The sequence below is a fragment of the Planctobacterium sp. R6 genome, from assembly GCF_055755215.1.
This window is the reverse complement of the sequence record NZ_JBVTQY010000002.1, coordinates 114,585-137,502: the sequence shown is the minus strand read 5'-3', so window position 1 is coordinate 137,502 and position 22,918 is coordinate 114,585. Positions and strand designations below refer to the sequence as shown.

The window sequence follows — 22,918 nt, the reverse complement described above, 5'->3', positions numbered from 1 at the left end:
AGTGACCACGAGTTTAAAAAAATCCCCAAAGCATAAACCATAAAGCTGGATATTCTGTGAGAAAATTTTGTTAAACTAACAAAGTTATTATTTAAGTGAGTTTGTATGGCTGTTGTCAAAAAGCCCGTTGATCGAATGAAAGCTGAACGGGGATTGTTTTCGTTTCCAAAGTTCTGGGCGGCATGTTTCGATCCTGCACCGTTTTTACCTATGTCCCGCAAAGAAATGGATCAACTGGGCTGGGATAGTTGCGATATCATTTTGGTAACCGGCGATGCCTATGTGGATCACCCCAGTTTTGGCATGGCAGTGATTGGCCGCACCCTGGAAGCTCAGGGGTTCAGAGTAGGTATAATTGCTCAGCCAGACTGGACATCCAAAGATGCCTTTATGGCGCTGGGCGAACCCAATCTGTTTTTTGGGGTAACAGCTGGCAACATGGACTCCATGATCAATCACTACACCGCCGATCGCAAACTGCGCCACGACGATGCCTACACACCCGGAAATGTCCATGGCAAACGGCCAGACAGAGCTGTAACCGTTTATACCCAGCGCTGTAAAGAAGCCTATAAAAAACCGGTTATCATCGGTGGAATTGAGGCCAGTTTACGTCGTATTGCTCACTACGATTATTGGTCTGACAAAGTGCGCCGTTCAGTTTTGTTTGACGCCAAAGCTGACATGCTGATGTTTGGTAATGCCGAGCGACCACTCTTAGAAGTGGCTCACCGCCTTGCTAACGGAGAAGACATCAAAGACATGCAGGATGTGCGCGGCACGGCGATCATTGTCAAACACGCATTACCTGACTGGTTAGGCGTTGATTCCACCAGTGTCGATAAGATTGGAAAGATTGACCCCATTCCCAGCCCTTATCAGGAGTGGGAAGAAAATTGCAGCACGCAAAATGCGGCTGATGCCAAAACAGATACAACGCAAGCCATTACAGTGCACCCCTTTAATCCAAGAGCGACACGACGCAAGCCCTGGGATAAGACTTATGTAAAGTTGCCGGCCTTTGAAGTGGTCAAAGATGAGAAAACTCACTATGCCCATACCTCGCGTATTTTACATCAGGAAACTAACCCGGGTTGTGCCCGCGCACTAATGCAGCGCCACGGCGACAGAAGTATCTGGATAAATCCGCCCGCTTATCCATTAGAAACCGAAGAAATGGATGCCGTGTTCGATTTACCTTATGCCCGGGTCCCCCACCCCAGTTACGGCAAAGAAAAGATCCCGGCTTATGACATGATTAAAACCTCGGTCAATATTATGAGAGGTTGTTTTGGTGGCTGTACTTTCTGCTCCATCACCGAGCATGAGGGACGGATTATTCAGAGCCGTTCGGAAGAATCTATTGTTCGCGAAGTAGAACAAATCCGCGACAAAGTGCCCGGTTTCACCGGGGTGATTTCCGATTTAGGTGGTCCCACCGCAAACATGTATAAACTGCGCTGTAAAAGTGCCAAAGCAGAGCAAACCTGTCGCCGCTTGTCGTGCGTATGGCCAGATATCTGCGGCCATATGGATACCGATCAAACCCCAACAGTAGAATTGTACCGGAAAGTACGGGACGTCAAAGGCGTTAAAAAAGTGCTGATTGCCTCAGGTGTGCGCTACGACCTGGCCATCGAAGATCCCAATTACGTACGGGAGCTGGTTACCCATCACGTAGGTGGTTATTTAAAGATTGCCCCGGAGCACACCGAAGAAAGCCCATTGAGCAAAATGATGAAGCCGGGCATGAGCACCTATTATCGCTTTAAGGAGTTATTTGATAAGTTCTCTAAAGAAGCCGGAAAAGAACAATATCTGATCCCCTACTTTATCTCTGCACACCCTGGCACCAGGGACATTGATATGCTGAACCTGGCGCTGTGGTTAAAAGAAAATAACTTTAAACTGGATCAGGTACAGAACTTTTATCCCTCTCCAATGGCGAATGCCACCACCATGTATCACTCGGAGAAGAACCCGATCCACAAAATCACGCGTGACAGTGAGCATGTGAGCATTGCCAAAGGTGAAAGACACCGTCGCTTACACCGGGCGTTTTTACGTTATCACGATCCGGCCAACTGGTCCATGTTGCGCGAAGCTTTGAAAAAAATGGGTAAAGCTCATTTAATTGGCAACGGCCCTAAACACCTGGTTCCACCGGAGCGCAAAGGTGAGTTAAAAGGCAAAGCCCAAAAAGATTATGAGCGAAAGTCGATCAATAAGGCGCATGCCAAAGGTAAACCCAATAAAGCTCTGACGCGATTTAGTAGCGACCAACCCTTTAATAAAAATTCCCGTAAAAAAAGCAAAAAGGCCTGATATCAGGCCTTTTAAATCAATGGCTTAAACCGGCTACTAATCAGCGACTCTGACCGGGCGCACATAGATAAAGGCGTCCTTTTCTTTTAACGAATTACTACTGTTAAAAAAGGCCACAACCCAGGCCATGCTGTAATCGGTCAGCGATGGTGTACTGGTCCAGTAGTCATCCGAAGTGGTCTCCGGAAAAATGTCTTCGTTGATAGAAGGACGCACACACGACTTCTCAGTAATACTCAACAATTGTTTGATGTTTGGCAGGCGCCAGTCATTGGCACCGGCAAATTCGTAGCCATAAGTCGCCTGCAACGCTTCTTGCCAGGTCATGGCGGTAGCATCGCCAGTGCATGTATTACTGGAATCGCTCCAGGTTTGCCCCAGACTACAACGCATCCACATAAGTCCGGTGGTATTGTCGGTCACTGTGCCATCTTCATTATCTGTAAAATTTGTTTGCGGTGCGGTTTCACCGATTCCACTGACGCAGGTTTGCGCCTGAACAAATGATGCCATCATTAAAAAGCCTGATAACAATAAGGTATTCAATTTCATGTTGTTCTCCTTTTTACCGGCCTGCACGCACAAGACGAAGGTAATTTTCGGTGGATTTCAATAAAAAGTTGTCGTTGCCAGAACTAAAATCGATAGCCCAACTGTTTTGCAGGGTGTCACCACTGGCGCCATCGACATTTTGAACATTGGTCCAATACCAGGTAGGTACGCTGGTATCCGGGCTATTAAATGGGAAGTAATCACGATCAACAAAGGTTCCACCTGACTCGCCAAAATGCATGATAGACATCAGCTCGTTGTGGGTGGGGATACGCCAGTCGTAAAAACCACACAAACCTTCAGCATTAACCGCTTCTACAAATGCGGCGGTATTGCAGTTAGCTATGGTACAACTGGCACCATCATTCTGGTTTTCCTCTGAGGTGGTACTCGAAACCCAGGAATAGGTATTATCAACATCATGCAAACCAGCATCATTGGTTTTTAACTCCCAAATCAATCCGGTGACATTATCTCTGACACAACTCCAGTCGGTTTCGGTGGCGTCAATTTCATCACCAAATTCGTCCAGTTTCGTAAAATCAAAGCCTTCATCTCCTGCTCCGGCCTTTTCCAACACATCAGATTCATGCATGCGGTCACGGCCAATATCGGCATCCTGACCAGGGAAGCTGTGACTGGAACCGTTGATAAGACCGGTATTGGAAACATTGACCACCACTCCGGTATCATTCACATAGGTGGCGGGCATTTCACGTACTGTCACTACCACCTGATCATTGTCTTCATTATTAAATTGATCCACGACTCGCAGGTCGATAGTTATATCTGTATCTTCTGTGACGGCCGGGGCATCCGCATAAGTGGTTGCATCCGACGCATCCGCGAATTCGGCCAGATCACTGGAATTATTTGTCCATTCAAACAAAAACGGCGTTGCATCGTCGCTCAGTGACGTTGCTGAACCCGCCAATAAAAATCGCTCACCTTCCATGATCGTAATGGCCTCACCCGCTTCGGCAATTGGATGGGTTTGAGTCACATCCAGAACCACTATTTCGAAAGGTTCAGTAAAAGTGCCTCCTTCATTGTCTGTTACCGTAAATTCAAACCCCAGTGTTTCTGACGCTGCCAAGGCCGGTGTAGTTATAGTGAGACTACTGCCTGACACGTCGAGGCCAGTAAGTACATCAGTTCCCGATACTTGCTGCCAACTGTAAGCACTGATTGGGCTTTCTGCATCAATAGGATCTTCATCTGCACCACTACCGGTAAAGGTCACTGCAAGCGCGCCACCATAGGTATTTTCGTCAAAACGGTTGTCCTGGGAAATGGCAACGTCAGCCGTTGGTGCAATATTGACGGGTTCAACGGTGAGGGTAAAGGTGCCACTTATGGTACCGCCTTCTTCAGACGTCGCAGAAAGCGTCAGCGTGACTTGCTCGCTACTTGTTCTGACTTCAGGCGTCGTTAACGTGGCAGCCACTGAAGCTGAATCCTCATGCTCCAGGGTATAATCACTGTCGCTCACCGACCAACTGTAACTACTGACATTGTCCAATGTAGTACGGCCACTTAACGTAACTTCACTTTGCTCATTAACGGTTGACCCTGCTGAAACCAGGATTGTAACGCTGTCAACATCCTCGTCTGAACTATCACCACCGCAGGCAAGCAATGATGTAGTCAGGGAAACCAGCAACCAATGTCTTAGATCCATTTCGATACTCTTTAATCTGTTAGTCATAAAATGAAGTAATTACTGCGTCAAAAATACAGCAATTACCCTTAGCGTAAACTCGTTATGCAAATATCCTGCAAATTTGTCACAAAAATAGATTTTTTTGAACAACCGCAATAACAACTTGACCATTCAGCTTGTATTTATACAACCACCCTCAACGGGTGTGGCTTTAAGTTCGTTTACTTTTGCAACACCGGTTTTTCCATGTACCAGCTATTGTCGTTGGGCAACACGCCATGGTATCTGGTGGCCTGAAATCCGGCTTTTACATAAAGCTTTATGGCGCTTGCATTCTTTTTGTTCACGAACAACGAAAAGTAACGCGGTTGGTGTAGTTTCTGGCCTTGCAAATACAAACAATTTAACAGCATTTTGCCATACCCTTGTCCCCGAAAAGCCGGACTGACGGCTACCCGCACCAGGTGACAACGGCCATTATCAAACATCATTTGACCAAAACCGATCAACTGTCCGTCTGCTGACAGCATGGCATAGGCAGGAATAGATACCAGCTTTAACTGGTTTGCAAATTCATTGAGGGTTGCAGGATGACCAAACTTGTAGCCACTCCAGAATATAATTTGCTCAGGTGTTGTAAACCAGGACCGAAGTTGCTGGCAATATTCCGGGGAAAATGCTTTAAAAGTGAGAGAGTGAGGTTCAGGCAATGGCACCAAAAGACAGCCTACATCTTGAAATTCAAACGGTTACTGAACAACAACGCCATTTGCTGGTCTCTGAGTCACTAATGAGTAATCTGAAACCAGCGTCTTGCCGTAACCCAGTCGACTCAGGCCTTAATGGCACACCAGTTAGCGCGCCAGGCCTGCAAAGATTGCCAAATTTCCCGAAGGTGAAACCTGGCTAAGCGCTTAATGCGGGCTTGAACATTGCTGGCCAGACCTTCATGGAAAAGGATCAATGAAATGAGTGTACAGGCAAGCAGGATCAATTTACTGGTTTTAAACAGTGATAACGCAGACGCAATCAACACAAAAAGGCAGACCACAAGCCCTAAACTTCCCGCTGCCAGTAATATCCCTTTGAATTCTTTATTGTCCATGATTTGATTACCCTGTTAATTCACTGTTGTAAAAGTAGCAACTCAGTGCAAATAGTAAACTTTAAACTGTAAAACTTTGTGACATCAATCCCGCAAAAACGGATTGCTTATCTGGGTGGAAACATTCCACCCGGGCCGCCAGGTGGCATCATGCCTTGCATATTGCGCATCATTTTCTTCATGCCGCCACCAGACATTTTTTTCATCATTTTTTGCATCTGGGTAAACTGTTTTAATAAACGGTTCACATCCTGAATCTGTGTACCCGAACCTGCAGCGATGCGCTTTTTGCGCGAGCCTTTGATGATATCCGGGCGCTGTCTTTCACCAGGAGTCATGGAGTTTATAATGGCTTCCATCTGAGTAAACTGTTTATCGCCAGCCTGCTCTTTGATTTTATCAGTCATGCCACCCATGCCTGGCAGTTTGTCCATCAGGGACATCATGCCCCCCATATTGCGCATTTGCTCCAGTTGCTCTTTGAAGTCCTGCAGATCAAAGCCCTTGCCTTTTTGCACCTTTTTGGCCAGTTTGGCGGCTTTGTCTTTATCGACTTTGCGCTCCACTTCTTCGATCAGTGAAAGCACATCGCCCATGCCCAGAATACGCGAAGCAACGCGCTCCGGATGGAAAGGCTCTAAGGCATCGGTTTTTTCACCGATACCCAAAAACTTGATGGGCTTGCCGGTGATCTGACGTACCGACAAGGCCGCACCGCCGCGGGCATCGCCGTCGGTTTTGGTCAGTACCACACCGGTTAATGGCAATGCTTCATCAAAGGCTTTCGCGGTATTCGCCGCATCCTGACCGGTCATGGAATCCACGACAAAAAGTGTTTCCACCGGATTGATTGCCGCATGCAAGTCTTTTATTTCCTGCATCATGTCAGCATCCACAGCTAACCGACCCGCAGTATCCACCAACACCACATCAATAAATGACTTTTTAGCATGTTCCATCGCAGCGTTGACGATGTCCCGGGGCTTTTGTTCTACAGTGGACGGAAAAAACTCAGCATTAACTTCCGCTGACAGCGTTTCGAGCTGCTTAATTGCGGCCGGACGATACACGTCAGCACTGACCGTCAGCACTTTTTTCTTTTCACGCTCAATTAAAAATTTGGCAAGTTTCGCAACGGTTGTGGTTTTACCCGCACCTTGCAAACCAGCCATCAGCACCACGGCCGGTGGTGTTGCAGCCAGATTTAATGCTTCATTCGCCTCGCCCATCACAGATTCAAGCTGTTTCTGAACAATTTTAATGAATACCTGGCCTGGATTCAGGCTTTTGCCCACTTCTTCACCCAGAGCCTGCTCTTTAACTTTTGCCACAAACTCTCTGACGACGGGTAATGCAACATCGGCTTCCAACAATGCCATGCGCACTTCGCGCATAGTGTCTTTTATGTTGTCTTCCGTTAGACGACCTTTACCGGAGATATTTTTTAATGTCTGACCAAGCCTTTCGGTCAAATTATCGAACATGCTGATGCCTTGCTTACTGGTTCACGAAAAATTTTGGCTGATTATACCTTTTGCATCACCGAATGAGTACCCGCTTGTGGGGATTTGCATTTTTAATATGAAGGATTTGCGTCAAACACTAGTGTATCTGCCTCGGGTTATTTATACTGGCGGAAGAATTTTCTCAATAAATGAATATGTTGATAATACTTAATCTCATTTGCATCTCGCTTTATATCGTTGCAGCTGTCTCTGTCGCAAGTCGATGGTTTCACAAAGATGGACCACTCATTAAGTTATCTCTCTTAGCAACGGCTGGCGCGATTACCCTGCACCTGATCATTTTGCTCAACAGCATCTTGTCAGGAGATGGTCAGAACCTGAGTATTATCAACGTTGGCTCTATCACAGCTCTGATGATCACTGCCGTTATTTGGCTGTTGTCATTGCGCAATCAGCAAACGTTCTTATTGCCATTAGTTACCGGGTTTTCGGCAATCACAGTATTCGTGGCCAGCTTCACCCCGGGTTCTGTCATCATGCATATAGAATTGCGCCCTTCCCTGATGGCCCATATTAGTTTTGCCTTATTGGCCTATGGCTGTTTAAGCATCGCGTTCTTATACGCGTTGCAGCTGTCCTTTATTAATCGACGTTTAAAACAAAAAAAGGCGGTTATTATTCACTCCTCCTTGCCCCCGCTGATGGAAGTAGAACAAAACCTGTTCCGCTTGCTGATGTTGGGAACCGGACTACTCACATTATCGCTGGCCAGTGGTTTCTTCTTTCTGGAAAACATGTTTGAACAGCGCCAGGTACACAAAACAATCCTCACCACGCTCGCCTGGTTTATGTATGCCGGCATGATTGTCGCTCACAAGCGCGTTGGATTAAAAGACAACACCATTATCAGTTTGTCGGTAGTGGGAGTGATATTGCTGACACTGGCTTATTTCGGCAGCCGAATCGTAAAAGAAGTCCTGATGGGCTAATAAAATCGACAAAAAGCCAGATTAACGCTTGAAGTCAATGTTATAACCACCTAAATTTGCATCTGTCACACTACATAGGACTGACTAGTTGGACGATATATCAACCAGTACGCTACTTATTATACTAGCAGTACTCATCGTGCTATCCGCATACTTCTCCAGCTCCGAAACGGGGATGATGTCCATCAACCGGTATCGCCTGAAACACTTAAACAGTGAAGGCCACAAAGGAGCAAAACGCGTTGAACGTCTTCTGGATACACCAGACAGGCTTATCGGTCTGATCCTCATCGGCAATAATCTGGTTAACATTGGCGCCTCAACGGTGGCTGCCATTTTGTGTTTGCGCTGGTTTAGTGATTATGGTCTGGCCGTTGCGTCAGCGATAAATACCATTGGCCTGACCGTAGTATTACTGATTTTCGCAGAAGTAACCCCAAAAACTCTGGCGGCGCTTTACCCGGAGCGTATTGCGTTTCCCAGCTCGGTTATTCTGACCCCGCTACTGAAAATATTTTACCCCCTGGTGATCGCCCTTAACTACATTACCAACGGGATTTTAAAACTGTTTCGGGTAAACCCGGACGAAGTCGAAAACCATTCACTAAGCAAAGAAGAATTGCGGACCGTTGTCCATGAGTCCAGTGTCATGATCCCGAAAAAACACCAGGACATGTTGATGGGCATTTTGGATCTGGAAAAAGTCACCGCTGAAGACATTATGGTGCCCCGCAACGACATTTTTGGCATTGATATCAACAACGACTGGAAAATCATCCAAAAACAACTTACCCACGCTCAGCACACCCGGGTATTGCTGTTCAGAGACAACATAGATGATGCCGTTGGCTTTATTCATGTCAGAGACGCGCTGAGACTGCTGTCGAAAGACGAGTTTTCTAAAGCTTCACTACTCAGAGCGGTACGGGAAATTCACTTTACGCCGGAAAAAACTCCCCTGCATAACCTGCTGTATAATTTCCAGTCTGCAAAAGAGCGCATTGGCCTGGTGGTGGACGAGTACGGCGATATTCAGGGCCTGGTTACGCTGGAAGATATTCTGGAAGAAATCGTCGGAGACTTTACCACCAGCATTATTGAAGAGAAAAGCGATCGCGAAGCACGCCTGCAACAGGATGGCTCCTACCTGGTGGACGCCAGTAACAACATTCGCGATATCAACCGGGAAATGGACTGGAATTTACCCACTGACGGTCCAAAAACCCTGAACGGACTGATTCTGGAATACCTTGAAGAGATCCCACAATCCCACCTGAGTTTTCGCCTTGCCGGCTACCCCATCGAAATAGTAGATATTGAAGACAACAAAATTAAAACGATTAGGGTAATGCCCGAGTTTTACATTTCCCCGAATGAGGGTAAAAACAACGATTAGGGTTAACTGAACCCCAAAAACAATGCCTCCGGAAGCAGAAACGCATGCTGCGCACTTCCTGTTTAATTGTTATGTGATTCATCTTCAGAATCATTCAGCCATCGCTGTAACAAGTCTTTTTATCTGGCTAGTAAAAATGCTTTTTGGCATTGTTTTTATCCACCAGCAAAACACCAGTAAAAGGCTAAACCCGTTCTCTGTTGCCCCCTTTTCCCGAAGATCTAAACAAATATCCTATAGCGAGGCCAGGGCTTGGGGAAAAGGGCATTGATTGAACTTTAAAGGGGCTGTCTTTCTATTTTTATGTCCGGGATAAAAAATAAGAGGGCCCGGCGAATAAGCGTCCAGCTTTAAAACTTTTTTGTTTTATGCCTTAAACCAATGCCGAATTGAATAAAATGCCGGGGATAAAAAAGAAAATGGACAATGCTAACGAGCTGGTTAAAAATAATGCAGTTACACTAAAAGCAGCTTGAGTAACAAATACTTTTGGCTGACACCATGCACTTCTCTTTAGTGTAATCTGCAAAATGAAAAACACCTCTTTTATTCGACGGCACTTCAAATGCATCCAAGCAATTACGGGCCTCAGATACCAAACAAGGGCGGTCATAGCCAGTTCAATACCGCCCAAATCTACCAGTAACATTAACTCGGGTGTCGTTGCAGCGATAAGGAGTATGATGAAGCCTACAATTAGTTTTTGCAGGATATTTAGGTTGTTCCAATTCATCAGATTATTTCCTTGATATTTAACGCTCTAATTTAACGTCGCAAACGCAGGGGCTATCGTGGTAAAGCAAAGCCCGCGTGTTTGGGTCCCACCATTTGGTTGTTAGCTGCCATTGCCAAATTGAAAAGTGATAGCATATACGCTAGCATAATTATTATGGACAAAGTCGTTATTGACACCAGTGTACTTATTAGCGCTTTGATTGGCAAAGCTGGACCAGCACGGGAAATTGTGCGGCGTTGTCTGCAGGCCCAACTCAGGCCGCTTGTTAGCACTGCCTTATTTTTGGAATATGAGTCCGTAAGTAAAAGGCCAAATATAAAAGAGTTATGCCCTCTAACCGAGGAAGAAATTAGCGAGTTGCTCGCTGCTTTTTTTGCTGTCTGTGAGTGGGTACAAATACATTATTTGTGGCGACCTAATTTAAAAGATGAAGGCGATAATTTTCTTATTGAACTTGCAGTGGCCGGAAACGCAAAGTGCATCATAACAAATAACCTGAAAGATCTGCGAAATGCCGAGTTACAGTTTGATGGTCTGAAAGTTTATGCGCCCGAAGAATATTTAAGAGGAGTTTAATATGTCGACTATAACAGTGCGTTTACCAGACGATAAACATAATAGATTAAAGGCATTAGCGGCACATAAAAAATTGAGCCTCAACAAATTGATAGAAGAGTTATCAACTCAGGCGATAGCAGAGTTTGATACTGAAGTACGGTTCAAAGCATTGGCTGCTACCGGTGATAAAAAAAGAGGCTTAGATTTACTGAAAAAGTTGGATGAGCACTTTGGTAGCTAACACTCGTCTCTGCGGCAGCAAAAAGTGGAACTGCATATTAGCCGGATGACCTGTGAAGATTTATACCTAATCAGAGCCGGAATGACTAAAACACCGGAGCAATCAGACCACACCAGCATCAGAACGGCTCTGCCAAAAGGAAAAATTGTGAATAGCCATGTCGATATCTGTTTGATTTAAAGATATCAATGGTAAAAGAGTCCTGACTTATAATTCTTGGTCTTTGGATTCCATCGTTGTCACCATTTATACAGCTAACGCCACAATTTATTACCAGCCTGAATGAAAAGCCCTGTGCGGAGTAGCACTCAAGGTATTGTGGGGGCTGAAGGCTAGCTGTCTCCGGAGACCCGATTATGTGGTAATTGCTCAATATCCAGAACAAATTTATTGTGTGCCATAGATAACTTTAGAACTTCAATGTTTTTATCATTACATATTCTCCTGATAGTCTGCTCGTCACCTGAGGATATTTTTGCACCTAAAATAATATGCTTTGGTTTTGGCATAGGACAAGACATTTCATTTTGATTGAGCATGTTTCCAAAAACAAGCCTCCATTCTTTCTCGTAAGCCCACTCAGTACTTTTCATAAGCGCAGCTTGATTAAGATAGAGGATATTTTCTACAGTTCTTGTTGTTCCAAAAACACTTGTAGCATCAAACATTTCGTCGGAGTAAATTACAGGATAAATTAACCGTGTTCTTGGATCATCATTTCCAAGTTCGTGAAAGTCATATCCTATACAAAATCCAGAGTGATAGTCAGCATAATGCGACCACATAAGAATTGACTTTGGGTTTTCAGAAAAACAACAGATTTTGAACATCTGTTTAACCCCCTCAGACGTTGCTTGAACAAGAGAATTTGCTCTCTCTTTCATTACACGACTTAATGCTTCTCCACAAATACGACCATAATCAGGTCTATCTGGGTAACTAAGTTCAAGAAATTTCACTAATGGGGCACTACTTTCAGCAATTGAGTGGAGTTGCTGTTCTGAAAGCTCTCCAATTAAATCATTTTCACGAGCAATTGATAGGATTGAATCAACATTGTCAGGGTCTAAGTCTACTTTGTGATGAAATGAGCAATCATAAGGATCATTAAAGTTCTTTGGGTCTGACAACCATATTGAATCATCTTCTAAATTCCTTATTGAGTATTCGTTTATGGAACGATACTTATAAAGAGTTTTTGGGATATGCTCATATTTAAGCGAAATAGCTCTATTAATCTGGTCTACTGATGTAGTATTAGAAAATACTAATTTTTTATATTCTTGAAACCAATCCACAACTCTAAACTCTGAATTGAACAACGCCCGTCTTAGCGGCGCGAACGCGGTTAACGTCTTAATCCCCGCTTATTTTTAAAGCCGTTTGTTATATGATTTACCACTTCTGAGCGAACCTAGATTTTACTATTGATGAGATATACGAGTTTAGGCCATGTCCTTGCTCGGCCAGGGCTTTCATTCTGTCAACTACTGCCACGCCTGGTCTTTGATATGTATACAGGTAATTTCTAATTCCACCAGATTTAAAACGGACAGTTATTGAGTCTTCAGCGATTTCATAGGATTCCACATTGGAGTTTCCATTTAGGTTTTTATATGAAGTCATTGTAACCTCCTTGTCAAAGAGAGAAATATTCAAATATGTTTTCACGTAAAAATTTAACATCAACCAAACGTGTCGTTTTATTGACTATAAGAGAAATACATTAAACATGAAAGATAACTTTTCAGTGGATTTTATTTAAACGTTCCGCTGCTGTTATGTTCAAAGTCCGGACGAATCTGGCCTGTTCGCGAGATAAGAGAAAAGAGCTGAAAAACCAAAAGGTTAGCAACAGGCGTATTTACCTGGTCAATAGCAGCGCATAGACGCACAAGCATTGACGGGCAAATACAGGGTAAAAATTAAGGTAAAAGTGTACCTGTTCGGATTGTTCTGAAAATCGGTGCTTGTCAGTTTGTGTATGAGCCGAAACAGCTCAAGAGATGCTACAGAGGTAAAGAGACTAAGATTGTTTTACAACCTTAATATCCAGACCTCTGCATTAAGAAGTGCTTTGTTTCGCTTTGCGATTTTCGAGTATCTTACTTTTGACTTCTTCAACAGATTCATTCAACGCTGACAATCTGTTAATGATGCCCTGCAACTCGTCGTCGTAAGCAATATCTTTCTGCGCCAGATGGCTTTGCAACACCTTCTGTAACTGCGCAGGTAAACTATTACCTGACATTTCCTCAATCCTCCCGATCTCTTTATCGGTTGGTTGCTCTATTTTCTCCAGTTATTTTTAGTTAAAAAATAATCAGGAGCCATCAATTCTATTTGAATATACGCCAATTTCGCAATTTTACCAGCAAAGGTCAATACGCTTAGCACATCAGGGTAAATAGACTTGTTTTAATGTGGCCTTATTTTGTTCAATATCAAAATCCAGACAGGCCACTGAGGCGGTTGCAAAAATCAACGACTGCAATTTGCCACAAAACTCATCTAACAGATAGCTTACCAGCGGCATGTGGCTCACTATAATGAGTGACTCAACAGATTTCTCATGGGCCAGGGCATAAACATAGTCATGTACCTGTTCCGCCTTGCCTGAGGGAGTGATATCTGCACAGATCTCAAAATTGTCGATTTCAACAATCGACTGAACCATTTCAAAAGTCTGCTGTGCGCGTTTAAAAGGACTCACCAGCGCATACTCAATGTTATGTATGTTTTCCTTTAACCATACTCCGGTTTTTTGGCTTTCTATGAACCCCTGGGTTGTCAGGCTGCGCTGCGCATCATCGTGAAAAGTAGGTTCCGCTTCTCCGTGCCGCATCAGGAATAACTGCATAACTAAATTATTGATTTTTTTGTGCATTAATCAGCACATGATAACAAAAAAGCGCTGTAATTCTATGAATTTGTAGCTATGCTTTAGAGCATGTTTGTCTTTGTAATTATGAAACCACTGATAAACGCATACGAAAAACAATAAATTAAACTTAGCAGTTTGAACTAATGGTCCACACCTTTGATTAAAGCCCCGACAGACAATAACGAATACCAACTTCTCCATGCCCCCAATGGCATTAAAATATTGCATGTCGAAGACCCACAAACTGAATTTTGCGCATTCGCTGTCACCGTCGCTGCCGGCAACTTTTCTGATCCCCGGCATTGTCCCGGTTTAGCTCATTTGTTAGAGCATGTGTTATTTACCGGCAGCCAACACTACCCCGAAGACAATCACATTATTCAGTTTTTAGATAGTCATCAGGGAAAAATCAATGCCTGGACATCCGCTGAATCCACCACCTTTTATTTTAAAGTCCATCATAAATACTTTTCAGAAACTCTGGATATCTTTTTTGACATGTTGCAATCGCCACTGCTAAGCGAAGCCGGTATCAAAAAAGAGATCAAGGCCATTAATGCGGAATTTCACAACAAAGTGACCGAAGAACAGCGCCGTGTCATGGAAGTCCAGAAAGAAACCTGCAATCCGGCCCACCCTTTCCACCAGTTTGCTGTTGGCAATAACGAGACTTTTGCACAGTTTTCTACTCAGGAACTTCAGCAATTACTCAGAGACTACTGGCGCCAACATTTTGTGGCCTGCAACATCGCGGTTTGCGCCATTACAAACACGGCAAATAGCGCATTAGTCCCGAAACTTGTTGAGCAGGTAAGCCGGTTTGAAAAAGGCACTCCCTGCCGTAAAAAAGATAGTGGCACACCTTTGTATTTGGCTAAGCAACTGGGCCGACACATTCAAATTAATACCGCCAGACCTCATCACAGACTGGTACTGATATTTAACCAAACCCCTGACCTGGCAGATGCCAGAAACATAGAAACTCTGGTGAGTCACCTGTTTGGCTACGAAGGTCATGGCAGTTTGCTTCGGCTGTGGAAATCCCAACAATGGGCAACACAGGTACTGGCAGGACCGGGATTAAAAGGCACTGGCTTTGCTGATTTTAACCTGTATATCGAGCTGACTGAAAAAGGTATGGAACATATCCAGGCCATTATTGCCAGTGTATTCCACTTTTGCCAAATCATAAAAAACACTGATGATATTGAACGTCATTATGCCGAGAAAAGTCGTCTCAATCGCATTGCCTTTGAACATCAAACCGGACAACACATTCTTGATTTAGTGCAGCAATTAGTAACCAATGTTCAACGCTACACAGAGCATGAAGTGTTGTGTGGCGACTACCTGTTAGGCGACCTGAACAAAGCAGAATTACAGCAATTTTTAGCCAATATAAATCCTGAGCGCATGCGGGTAATTTCGATTTCGAACCGGCACACGGCAACGCATTCCAGCAAATGGTATCAGGTTGCGTACCAGGATCGCCCCTGGCATATGGAGGCCGTGCCGCAACAGCTGGAATCGCTGTTCGACAAGGAATTAGCACTACCCGGGGTTAATCCATTTATTCCGGACATTAAACCGGTACAAAAACCACTCAATCAGTTGCCTGTAAAGGCCTCTAAAGAGCAACACAACATTTGGTACGGCACTGACACCCTGGAGTCAGGATTAAAGGGAGAGTGCTTCTTTTCCTGGCGCAGCTCCCATTTAAATCCCGACATAAATAAGGTAGCACAACGTAAACTGTACGCCAGTGCGCTGGAATCCAGCCTGCACAACAGCTTTTATCAGGCACAATTGGCCGGTTTGCACTTCCATTTTTATGCCCATCAGCGCGGTATCGGGTTACACACCAGTGGCTTTGCTGATAAGCAGTTGGATTTAGTCAGACAATTGATACAGCGTATCTGCGCGGCGCCCCAACCCTGCCCTGACTTTGAGTTGCACAAACAGGACTACCTCAACAGCCTGCACAGTAGTATCCACAACAAACCCCTCAACCGGTTATTCACCGTGCTGCAAGCAATTTTTGTTAAAGCCTCATGGTTGCCAGAAGACCTGGCTAATATTGTGCAAAATCTAACGCTAAAAGACATTCAGACGAAACACACTGAGCTATTTAGTGCGTATCAACTAGAAAGTTTGTTGTACGGTTGCTGGGACGAAAGTGCGCTGTCGGGGTTTGTTGACTCACTGCAACTGCCCACCCGGATACCCGAAGAACGCACACAGGCGTCAGTTGTGATGTTGCAGGACATTGAACAACGCAGTTTTCGCTTCGCCTGCGAACATCAGGATGCCGCCATTGTTTTATACCTGCAAACCGCTGACAAGAGCCTGAAAACCAGAGCGCTTATGATGCTCTCGGAAAGTATATTGGCTGGCTTTTATTTCGACTGGATGCGCAATAAAAAACAACTGGGCTACCAGGTCGGGACAGGTTACATGCCCTTTAATGAGCAACCTGGCACAGTATTATTCATTCAGTCACCCAATGCCAGTGCCGATGAACTCTACCAGGAAACCCTTAATGCACTGATCCAGTTTCACCAATGGCTAACAGCCATTGATGAACCACAATGGTTGAAGTACAGAAAAAATCTGGAGCGTCAGATTTCGCAAAAAACCATCAACTTCCCGCAAAAATGTCAACGGTACTGGAGTGCAATTGCCAGACCACAGGTAGACTTTCAGCATGAGCTACACCTTAACCATGAAATTGCCAGGCTCAGTCAAGCTGATATCGTGCAGTGGTTCGGGCAGCAGTTTCTCCATAAAAACAGTCATTTTGTTCTATACAGTCCGGGTAAACAAAGCAGTGCAACCACGAGTTTTGAAAAGCCATTGCACACCATTTATCAACATAAATAGGGCCATCGGTTTCGTCGTTCGCGCCCCTCAGTGTTGACAATCACCTTGTCGCCTGATTGTGCATTTGCACCATCGCGGTGAAATAACTGGCAGGTTGCAATAGCGCTGCCTCCAACCTCATTTCGTAACCCTCTGATTAATGGCAGGTATTTTCTTTTTGGCCAGCGCATGACTATGGCACTCAAATTGAAGCACTCAATAGGTTTTTTCCTTCACGGTTTCTGCTGCCGGGCCACGCTCAGCACCCGAAACTGACGCATCATCGAAGCAAAGGAGGTAAATGTGCTATCCAGGAAAACACCACAACTCAGCTCGACGCGGAGTTACCATTGCTATCCACTGCTTCTTATAGCTACTACATCAGGCATTTTATTAAGCTTTTATCTGAGTGGCGCTACTCCATTGTTAGTGACTGCACTTCTCGTCCAATCAGGATTGCTCTATCTGAGCCTAATTTCGCGTCAAAACGCATTAGCTGACACACTAAACCTTATCCAGCAATACGGAAAAACAAAGGCGCAAAGTGAATTGCGCTTTAACTCCGACCTGCAATTCAAAATCAATCTGTTGGCTACCCTTAAAACCTTTTCCAGAAAACTGGAACTGAGCAATGATTCTGTCTCTGAAATATCCCATTCCGCTGAGGAACTTACCCACAATTCAGCGCAACTGGCCACTAACATTCTGCAGCAATCACAAACCACCAGTACCCTGGCGGCCGGTATCAGCGAGATAGAATACACACTGGCTGAAGTCAGTCGTAATATTGCTGATATTCAAAATAGTGTTCAGGCAACCAATGATCTCAGCCAGTCGGGCTCCGCCTCTGTCTCCGAGGTCAGAGCCCACGTTGAGCAGGTAGCCGTACTGTCCAAAGATGCGTTTGCACAGTTGCAAAAGTTAGAAGATCTCACGCTGAATGTCGCTTCCATCACGGATCTGATCAGCGAAGTATCAGATCAAACCAACTTATTGGCGCTGAACGCCGCCATTGAAGCCGCCAGAGCGGGTGAATATGGGCGCGGGTTTTCGGTGGTGGCGGATGAAGTTCGCAATCTTGCCAATAAAACCAATGATTCGGTGCGACAAATTGATGAGCATCTGGCGCAGCTTAAAAAGCAGTCCAAAGTATTGACCTCGGACATGCAGGAGGTGGTACACAATATTGATAATACCGTTTCTGAGGCCGGTAATATCGAATTGCTACTGAGTCAAATCAGTCAGCAGTCTTCTCAAATCAACAGTGATATTCAGGATATTTCAGGTGCCTCTCAGCAACAGCAGACCGCCACCTCCGAAATGTCCAAAAGTATCGAAGAACTGGCCTTAACGGCGCAGCAAAATGGCTATGCCGCTGAACAGGCGGCGCTGATTGCAAAGCATGTCTGGTCATTGAGCAACGACAAAACCATCACCCTTTAACGCTGGTGATAAGGAGCATATTATGTCCTATATTTGGTTCGGCCTATTGCTAACCTCCGTGGTTTCAGGCTTGTATTGGCTACTGCGGCCAAAACCACTGACCGTTGATGTGCAACAGGCGCACCGGCTAAAAACACTGCGTCAGCTAATGTGGTTATTTCAGACTCATCGCGGCAAATCTATCGCCTGGCTGAGCGGAGACACACAGGTATTCGCTGAACTTACCGAAATTGCGCACCGCATTCAAAAGGCAATTAATGACTACAGAAGTACCGAACAGAGCAGTTCATATTGGCTGTCTACGGTAAAGCTGTGGCAACAAATTTCTGAACAATGGCGGAACAACAACGTAGAGGTAAACTTTAAGCAACACAATGCTTTGATAAGGCAACTCATGTATACCATAGAGGACGAATTATCACTGGCGCTGCTCACGCAGAGAAACGAAGATTCAAATGCCGCATCTCAGTCCGGAGGAAACCTGCTATACGTGATTGAGTTTTTAGGGCAAACCCGAGCCATTGGTACCAACGTTACTTCGTCTGGTCGATGTGAAAGTATCACCAAAATTCGGCTTTGTTACTTAAGCCAAAAGCTCAATGAATCAGTGAGCCTGTTGGAAAGCCTGGACACGGGCTTTAAACATCAGGCCCGTCTTATCCCGCCGATATTGCAGTGCGTTCAGGAGCACTTATTACCGGCACAAAACCTGATGTCGACTCAGGAATGGTTTTCCCTGTGCACAGAGAGTATTGATGCGTTATATCGTTATTTCGACCAAACCATATTGAGCCATAACGGGCGAGCAACATCAGAATCGGTGTAATAGCAGTCAGTACTAATCGAGCTAATCCCCTTCCCTTTGTGTTTTCAATTGGATTTATAACGCAAAACGCCCCAAAAATGGGGCGTTTTTAATACAAGGGTCAGTCAAAATTAATAAAACGACTTACCTTCTTTTGCCATGGTTTTCAGGATTTCAGCAGGTGCGAATTTATCACCAAACTGCCCCTGATAATGTTCCAGGCGAGCCACTACGTGACCAATACCAAGACTGTCCATGTAACGGAACGGGCCACCCAAAAACGGCGGGAAGCCAATACCAAAGATAGTACCGATATCGCCGTCTCTGGGGCTGCGTATTACCCCTTCATCCAGACACAGCGCCGCTTCGTTCAGCATCAACAATACACAACGCTCAGCAATCTGCTCGGCACTCATACGCTTAGAGGTTTCGATACCTAATAAACTATACACCGAGGAATCTACTTCTCTACCGGGTTTCTTGCCACTGTAGTTGTACAAGCCCCTGCCATTTTTCTTGCCTTTGCGATCATCCGCGAGCAATTTATCAAACGCGTCAGGTGCCTTAAACCGGTCTCCGAGATCGGCCACCAGGATCGGTGAAATCTTCGCACCCACATCAATTCCTACTTCGTCCAGCAACTTCATCGGACCAACCGGAAAGCCGAACTTCACCAATGCCGAGTCGATATGTTCAATGGGCTCACCTGCCAGAAGCACGTTCGCTGCCTCATTCATATAAGGAGCCAGGATTCGATTAACATAAAAACCGGCACCGTCTTTGACAACAATGGGTGTTTTGCCCTGTTTTTTGGCAAAATCGACCGTCGTAGAGATGGTTTCGTCTGAGGTTTTTTCATGGGCAATAACTTCAGCCAGCGGCATTTTGTCTACCGGTGAGAAGTAATGCAGACCAATTACCTGCTCAGGACGAGCAGCTTTTTCAGCAATCTGACGAATTGGAATCGATGAAGTATTCGATGCAAAAATGGTGGATGCTTTGCAGTGGGTTTCCACGTCGTTCACCATTTGTTGCTTCAGGCCTACATCTTCAAATACCGCTTCTACTATGATATCGGTATCTTTAAAGCCTTCGTAATTCAGTGAGCCGGTAAGCATCGCCATTTGCTTCTGCATTTCTGACTTGCGCATAAACTTGCGCTTTACCTTTTTATTCAGCAGGTCATAGCTGTATTTCATCGCATTGGCGATGCCTTCAGCCCGCACATCTTTAATGCGCACAGGTAACCCGGCTTTGCTGGCAGTGACAAAAGCGATACCACCGCCCATCAGACCGCCACCCAATACGCCGACTTTGTCCAGATTTGCCGGTGCAACACCGTCAACACCGGTTTCTTTTTTCATTTCAGTGGTAGCAAAAAAGATATTGCGCAACTGTTCTGATTCCGGTGTCATAACCAGCTTACCAAAAAACTTAGCTTCCAGCTCATATCCGCGTTTGGTGGCTTTGCCACCGCTGGCTTCCAGAATATCCAGAATATGTTCCGGCGCCGGATAATTGCCTTTGGTTTTACTTATCGTTTGCTTACGAGCCTGTTTAAACAGAATTTGACGCCCCAGGGTAGTGCCTTCAAGGAATTTGTTGGCCCCTTTGAGTACCGGCGGCTTGCGATTCGGCTTCCCTTTCAGAGCGAATTGACGTGCCACATCCAGTAATACACTCTCTGGCACCACGTCATCCACGATACCGTATTTTTTGGCCTGTTTGGGACGCGCCGGTGCACCGGTCAGCATCATTTTCATCGCCTGCTGAATACCTATCAGTGCGGGTAAGCGTTGAGTACCGCCACTGCCAGGCAGCAAACCCAGTTGTACCTCCGGCACACCCAGCTGGGTTTTGGGGCTATCCGTACAGACCCGGTAGTGGCAGGCCAATGCCAGCTCCAGACCACCGCCCAGACAAGGGCCGTGAATAGCGGCTACAAACGGCACCCGAAAGTTTTCCATCCGATCAAAGACTTGCTGTCCGCCTTTTGATAAGGCTTCTGCTTCTTCTGCGGTCTTGCAGGCTGCCAGCATAGTAATATCCGCACCCGCCACAAAAGACGACTTTTTACCACTGGCCAGAACAACGCCTTTAATATCGCTGTCGCTTTCGATGTCATCCAGCATTTTGCTGATTTGATCACCAAACTCCGCTTTCAGGGTATTCATGCTTTCGCCGGGCACATCCATCGTCAGGATGGCAATACCGTCTTCAAATTTCTCTAATGTGAAGGCGCTTTGTACTTGTTCAGTCATTATTTGCTTCTCCAAATCCCGGCTAATTATTCAGTTTCTACGATCATCGCTGCGCCCAATCCGCCAGCGGCACAGGCTGTCAACAGACCGGTTCCACCGCCTCTGCGGTTAAGTTCATTCAGCATTTGCGTGATCATACGTGTACCCGTTGCAGCAAACGGGTGGCCATAGGCAATAGAGCTACCCATGACATTAAACTTGTCCATGTCAATTTCACCCGTTGCTTTGTCCCGGCCTAATTTTTCTTTGGCAAATTTATCGCTGGCAAACATTTTTACGTTAGCCAGTGTTTGTGCTGCGAACGCTTCGTGCATTTCAATCAATGTAAGATCATTGAGGGTCATACCCGCTCTGTCCAGCGCAATAGGTGTGGCATAAGACGGTCCCATCAACATGTCTTCCCAGACATCAATGGCAGAAAATGCGTAACTTTTTATATATCCCAACGGTTTGTAACCCAGGGCTTTTGCTCTGCTTTCTGTCATCATCAGCACTGCAGAAGCACCATCCGTCAACGGGGTTGCATTCGCCGCAGTAACGGAGCCGTATTTTTTATCAAACACCGGACGCAGCTTTTTGTAACCTTCCAGGCTGGAATCAAAGCGAATGTTATTGTCTTTTTCCAACGCGCCTTTATAGGGTTCAGCCCAGGCGGTCATCACTTCACCATCTAACTTGCCATCATTCCAACTGGCTGCGGCATTGCTGTGAGAGCGATGCGCCAACGCATCCTGCTCTTCACGGGATATCTGGTGAGATTTTGCCATCTGTTCCGCCGTTTGCCCCATCGACAAACCGGTTGAGTATTCAGCAACAGCCGGCGGTACCGGCATTAAATCTTTCAGGCCCAGTTTTTTGAAGATGGCCCACTTTTGCCCCAGGGTTTTTGCTTTTTGTGCATCCACCAGGGCGCGCGCTAACTTTTTAGAAACTCCAATTGGCGATACCGACGTAGAGTCCGCACCACCGGCAATGCCCACATCGACAATACCGGCCATCATGGACTCGGCAACATTGACTGTCGCCTGGAAACTGGTGGCACAGGCACGCGACACACTGTAGGCATCCGTGCTGACATTCATCCCGGTACCGAGAACGATTTCCCGGGCGATATTGGGCGCCTCTGGCATCTGGACTACCTGGCCATACACAACTTGATCAACCCATTCTGGTTTGATGTCATTGCGCACCAACATTTCATTGACAACCATTTTGCCTAAATCCAGTGCCGGAATACCGTGAAAATACGTCGCCATTTTTGCGAAAGGGGTTCTTAAACCTGCGACGATGGCAATGCGTTCACCGTCTCTGGTGGTGACAGATTGCTGTTTGGACATGTTACACCTCTGAGTGGTCAGACCTGTTAATTTTTTGTGATTTTAACTTTTTGATTAGAAATTACAATCTAAAGTGGCAAATTCTGTAATATCCGCCCCGGATCAGCAGCTTGTTCAAACTTTCTACATAAGTCGCTCTGTTTGTAACATTGTTTTTCACAGATGGAACCTTATATAGACTGCACGCTCTTATTTTTGGTATCAATGCACACTGGCAGGCAATATTCGAAGTAGCATTGCCAGCCCATTGAGAATAGATTAAATCTGCGGAATTTCCGCTACCTCATTCAAAATAGTA

The 22,918-nt window shown here is 45.5% G+C and carries 19 protein-coding genes; 8 read left to right on the top strand and 11 right to left on the bottom strand.

What is annotated here, in order from left to right:
* Window positions 1-105: 105 nt before the first annotated feature.
* Window positions 106-2,325: a YgiQ family radical SAM protein gene (locus AC0J20_RS02400; protein ID WP_473020468.1), complete on the top strand. Its 2,220-nt coding sequence runs from the start codon at window positions 106-108 to the stop codon at window positions 2,323-2,325.
* A gap of 36 nt (window positions 2,326-2,361) precedes the next feature.
* Here the strand turns inward: AC0J20_RS02400 and AC0J20_RS02395 are convergent, their stop codons facing one another.
* From AC0J20_RS02395 to ffh, 5 genes are all read right to left on the bottom strand, one after another.
* Window positions 2,362-2,877, bottom strand: a complete 516-nt coding sequence (locus AC0J20_RS02395; RefSeq protein ID WP_473020467.1) for an Lcl C-terminal domain-containing protein — start codon at window positions 2,875-2,877, stop codon at window positions 2,362-2,364.
* 13 nt (window positions 2,878-2,890) lie between these two features.
* Window positions 2,891-4,558, bottom strand: a complete 1,668-nt coding sequence (locus tag AC0J20_RS02390; protein WP_473020466.1) for an Lcl C-terminal domain-containing protein — start codon at window positions 4,556-4,558, stop codon at window positions 2,891-2,893.
* A gap of 203 nt (window positions 4,559-4,761) precedes the next feature.
* Window positions 4,762-5,256 (bottom strand): GNAT family N-acetyltransferase, encoded by a 495-nt coding sequence (locus AC0J20_RS02385; RefSeq protein ID WP_229527737.1) that lies wholly within the window; start codon window positions 5,254-5,256, stop codon window positions 4,762-4,764.
* A gap of 116 nt (window positions 5,257-5,372) precedes the next feature.
* On the bottom strand, window positions 5,373-5,645 hold the full coding sequence (locus tag AC0J20_RS02380) for a hypothetical protein (protein ID WP_229527738.1): 273 nt from the start codon (window positions 5,643-5,645) through the stop codon (window positions 5,373-5,375).
* Window positions 5,646-5,752: 107 nt separating this feature from the next.
* The gene (gene ffh, locus AC0J20_RS02375; protein ID WP_473020465.1) at window positions 5,753-7,129 is read right to left on the bottom strand and encodes a signal recognition particle protein; all 1,377 of its coding nucleotides are present in this window, start codon (window positions 7,127-7,129) and stop codon (window positions 5,753-5,755) included.
* A gap of 170 nt (window positions 7,130-7,299) precedes the next feature.
* Between ffh and AC0J20_RS02370 the strand changes: the two genes are divergently transcribed.
* Both AC0J20_RS02370 and AC0J20_RS02365 read left to right on the top strand, forming a co-directional pair.
* Window positions 7,300-8,100: a cytochrome C assembly family protein gene (locus AC0J20_RS02370; RefSeq protein ID WP_473020464.1), complete on the top strand. Its 801-nt coding sequence runs from the start codon at window positions 7,300-7,302 to the stop codon at window positions 8,098-8,100.
* Window positions 8,101-8,188: 88 nt separating this feature from the next.
* Window positions 8,189-9,496: an HlyC/CorC family transporter gene (locus tag AC0J20_RS02365; protein WP_229527741.1), complete on the top strand. Its 1,308-nt coding sequence runs from the start codon at window positions 8,189-8,191 to the stop codon at window positions 9,494-9,496.
* Between the two features lie 373 nt (window positions 9,497-9,869).
* On the opposite strand, the gene AC0J20_RS02360 is transcribed toward AC0J20_RS02365, so the two are convergent.
* The gene (locus tag AC0J20_RS02360; RefSeq protein WP_229527742.1) at window positions 9,870-10,229 is read right to left on the bottom strand and encodes a hypothetical protein; all 360 of its coding nucleotides are present in this window, start codon (window positions 10,227-10,229) and stop codon (window positions 9,870-9,872) included.
* Window positions 10,230-10,385: 156 nt separating this feature from the next.
* Between AC0J20_RS02360 and AC0J20_RS02355 the strand changes: the two genes are divergently transcribed.
* Both AC0J20_RS02355 and AC0J20_RS02350 read left to right on the top strand, forming a co-directional pair.
* Window positions 10,386-10,808 carry a putative toxin-antitoxin system toxin component, PIN family gene (locus AC0J20_RS02355; RefSeq protein WP_473020463.1) on the top strand — a complete coding sequence of 141 codons (423 nt, stop codon included), beginning with the start codon at window positions 10,386-10,388 and terminating at the stop codon, window positions 10,806-10,808.
* A gap of 1 nt (window position 10,809) precedes the next feature.
* On the top strand, window positions 10,810-11,031 hold the full coding sequence (locus AC0J20_RS02350; RefSeq protein ID WP_473020462.1) for a toxin-antitoxin system HicB family antitoxin: 222 nt from the start codon (window positions 10,810-10,812) through the stop codon (window positions 11,029-11,031).
* Between the two features lie 332 nt (window positions 11,032-11,363).
* Here the strand turns inward: AC0J20_RS02350 and AC0J20_RS02345 are convergent, their stop codons facing one another.
* The 3 genes from AC0J20_RS02345 to sixA form a co-directional block, all read right to left on the bottom strand.
* Window positions 11,364-12,329, bottom strand: coding sequence for a DUF2971 domain-containing protein (locus tag AC0J20_RS02345; protein ID WP_473020461.1), 966 nt, complete (start codon window positions 12,327-12,329; stop codon window positions 11,364-11,366).
* Between the two features lie 767 nt (window positions 12,330-13,096).
* Window positions 13,097-13,282: a hypothetical protein gene (locus tag AC0J20_RS02340; protein WP_473020460.1), complete on the bottom strand. Its 186-nt coding sequence runs from the start codon at window positions 13,280-13,282 to the stop codon at window positions 13,097-13,099.
* Between the two features lie 147 nt (window positions 13,283-13,429).
* Window positions 13,430-13,918, bottom strand: coding sequence for a phosphohistidine phosphatase SixA (sixA, locus tag AC0J20_RS02335; RefSeq protein WP_229527747.1), 489 nt, complete (start codon window positions 13,916-13,918; stop codon window positions 13,430-13,432).
* Window positions 13,919-14,071: 153 nt separating this feature from the next.
* Here sixA and AC0J20_RS02330 point away from each other — a divergent pair, with 153 nt between their 5' ends.
* The 3 genes from AC0J20_RS02330 (at window position 14,072) to AC0J20_RS02320 (ending at window position 19,043) form a co-directional block, all read left to right on the top strand.
* The gene (locus AC0J20_RS02330; RefSeq protein WP_473020459.1) at window positions 14,072-16,795 is read left to right on the top strand and encodes an insulinase family protein; all 2,724 of its coding nucleotides are present in this window, start codon (window positions 14,072-14,074) and stop codon (window positions 16,793-16,795) included.
* Between the two features lie 408 nt (window positions 16,796-17,203).
* Window positions 17,204-18,217 (top strand): methyl-accepting chemotaxis protein, encoded by a 1,014-nt coding sequence (locus AC0J20_RS02325; RefSeq protein WP_473020458.1) that lies wholly within the window; start codon window positions 17,204-17,206, stop codon window positions 18,215-18,217.
* Window positions 18,218-18,239: 22 nt separating this feature from the next.
* The gene (locus tag AC0J20_RS02320) at window positions 18,240-19,043 is read left to right on the top strand and encodes a nitrate- and nitrite sensing domain-containing protein (protein WP_473020457.1); all 804 of its coding nucleotides are present in this window, start codon (window positions 18,240-18,242) and stop codon (window positions 19,041-19,043) included.
* Window positions 19,044-19,153: 110 nt separating this feature from the next.
* On the opposite strand, the gene fadJ is transcribed toward AC0J20_RS02320, so the two are convergent.
* Window positions 19,154-21,283 (bottom strand): fatty acid oxidation complex subunit alpha FadJ, encoded by a 2,130-nt coding sequence (fadJ, locus tag AC0J20_RS02315; protein WP_473020456.1) that lies wholly within the window; start codon window positions 21,281-21,283, stop codon window positions 19,154-19,156.
* Between the two features lie 26 nt (window positions 21,284-21,309).
* Complete coding sequence (gene fadI, locus AC0J20_RS02310; protein ID WP_473020455.1) at window positions 21,310-22,620, bottom strand: acetyl-CoA C-acyltransferase FadI; 1,311 nt, start codon at window positions 22,618-22,620, stop codon at window positions 21,310-21,312.
* Window positions 22,621-22,918 lie beyond the last annotated feature (298 nt).

Coding starts and splice junctions, on each gene's coding strand:
- AC0J20_RS02350 (WP_473020462.1), top strand. CDS start 10,810: ATGTCGACTATAACAGTGCGTTTACCAGACGATAAACATAATAGATTA.
- sixA (WP_229527747.1), bottom strand. CDS start 13,918: ATGCACAAAAAAATCAATAATTTAGTTATGCAGTTATTCCTGATGCGG.
- AC0J20_RS02390 (WP_473020466.1), bottom strand. CDS start 4,558: ATGGATCTAAGACATTGGTTGCTGGTTTCCCTGACTACATCATTGCTT.
- AC0J20_RS02340 (WP_473020460.1), bottom strand. CDS start 13,282: ATGTCAGGTAATAGTTTACCTGCGCAGTTACAGAAGGTGTTGCAAAGC.
- AC0J20_RS02355 (WP_473020463.1), top strand. CDS start 10,386: ATGGACAAAGTCGTTATTGACACCAGTGTACTTATTAGCGCTTTGATT.
- AC0J20_RS02370 (WP_473020464.1), top strand. CDS start 7,300: ATGAATATGTTGATAATACTTAATCTCATTTGCATCTCGCTTTATATC.
- AC0J20_RS02320 (WP_473020457.1), top strand. CDS start 18,240: ATGTCCTATATTTGGTTCGGCCTATTGCTAACCTCCGTGGTTTCAGGC.
- AC0J20_RS02380 (WP_229527738.1), bottom strand. CDS start 5,645: ATGGACAATAAAGAATTCAAAGGGATATTACTGGCAGCGGGAAGTTTA.
- fadJ (WP_473020456.1), bottom strand. CDS start 21,283: ATGACTGAACAAGTACAAAGCGCCTTCACATTAGAGAAATTTGAAGAC.
- AC0J20_RS02395 (WP_473020467.1), bottom strand. CDS start 2,877: ATGAAATTGAATACCTTATTGTTATCAGGCTTTTTAATGATGGCATCA.
- ffh (WP_473020465.1), bottom strand. CDS start 7,129: ATGTTCGATAATTTGACCGAAAGGCTTGGTCAGACATTAAAAAATATC.
- fadI (WP_473020455.1), bottom strand. CDS start 22,620: ATGTCCAAACAGCAATCTGTCACCACCAGAGACGGTGAACGCATTGCC.
- AC0J20_RS02360 (WP_229527742.1), bottom strand. CDS start 10,229: ATGAATTGGAACAACCTAAATATCCTGCAAAAACTAATTGTAGGCTTC.
- AC0J20_RS02400 (WP_473020468.1), top strand. CDS start 106: ATGGCTGTTGTCAAAAAGCCCGTTGATCGAATGAAAGCTGAACGGGGA.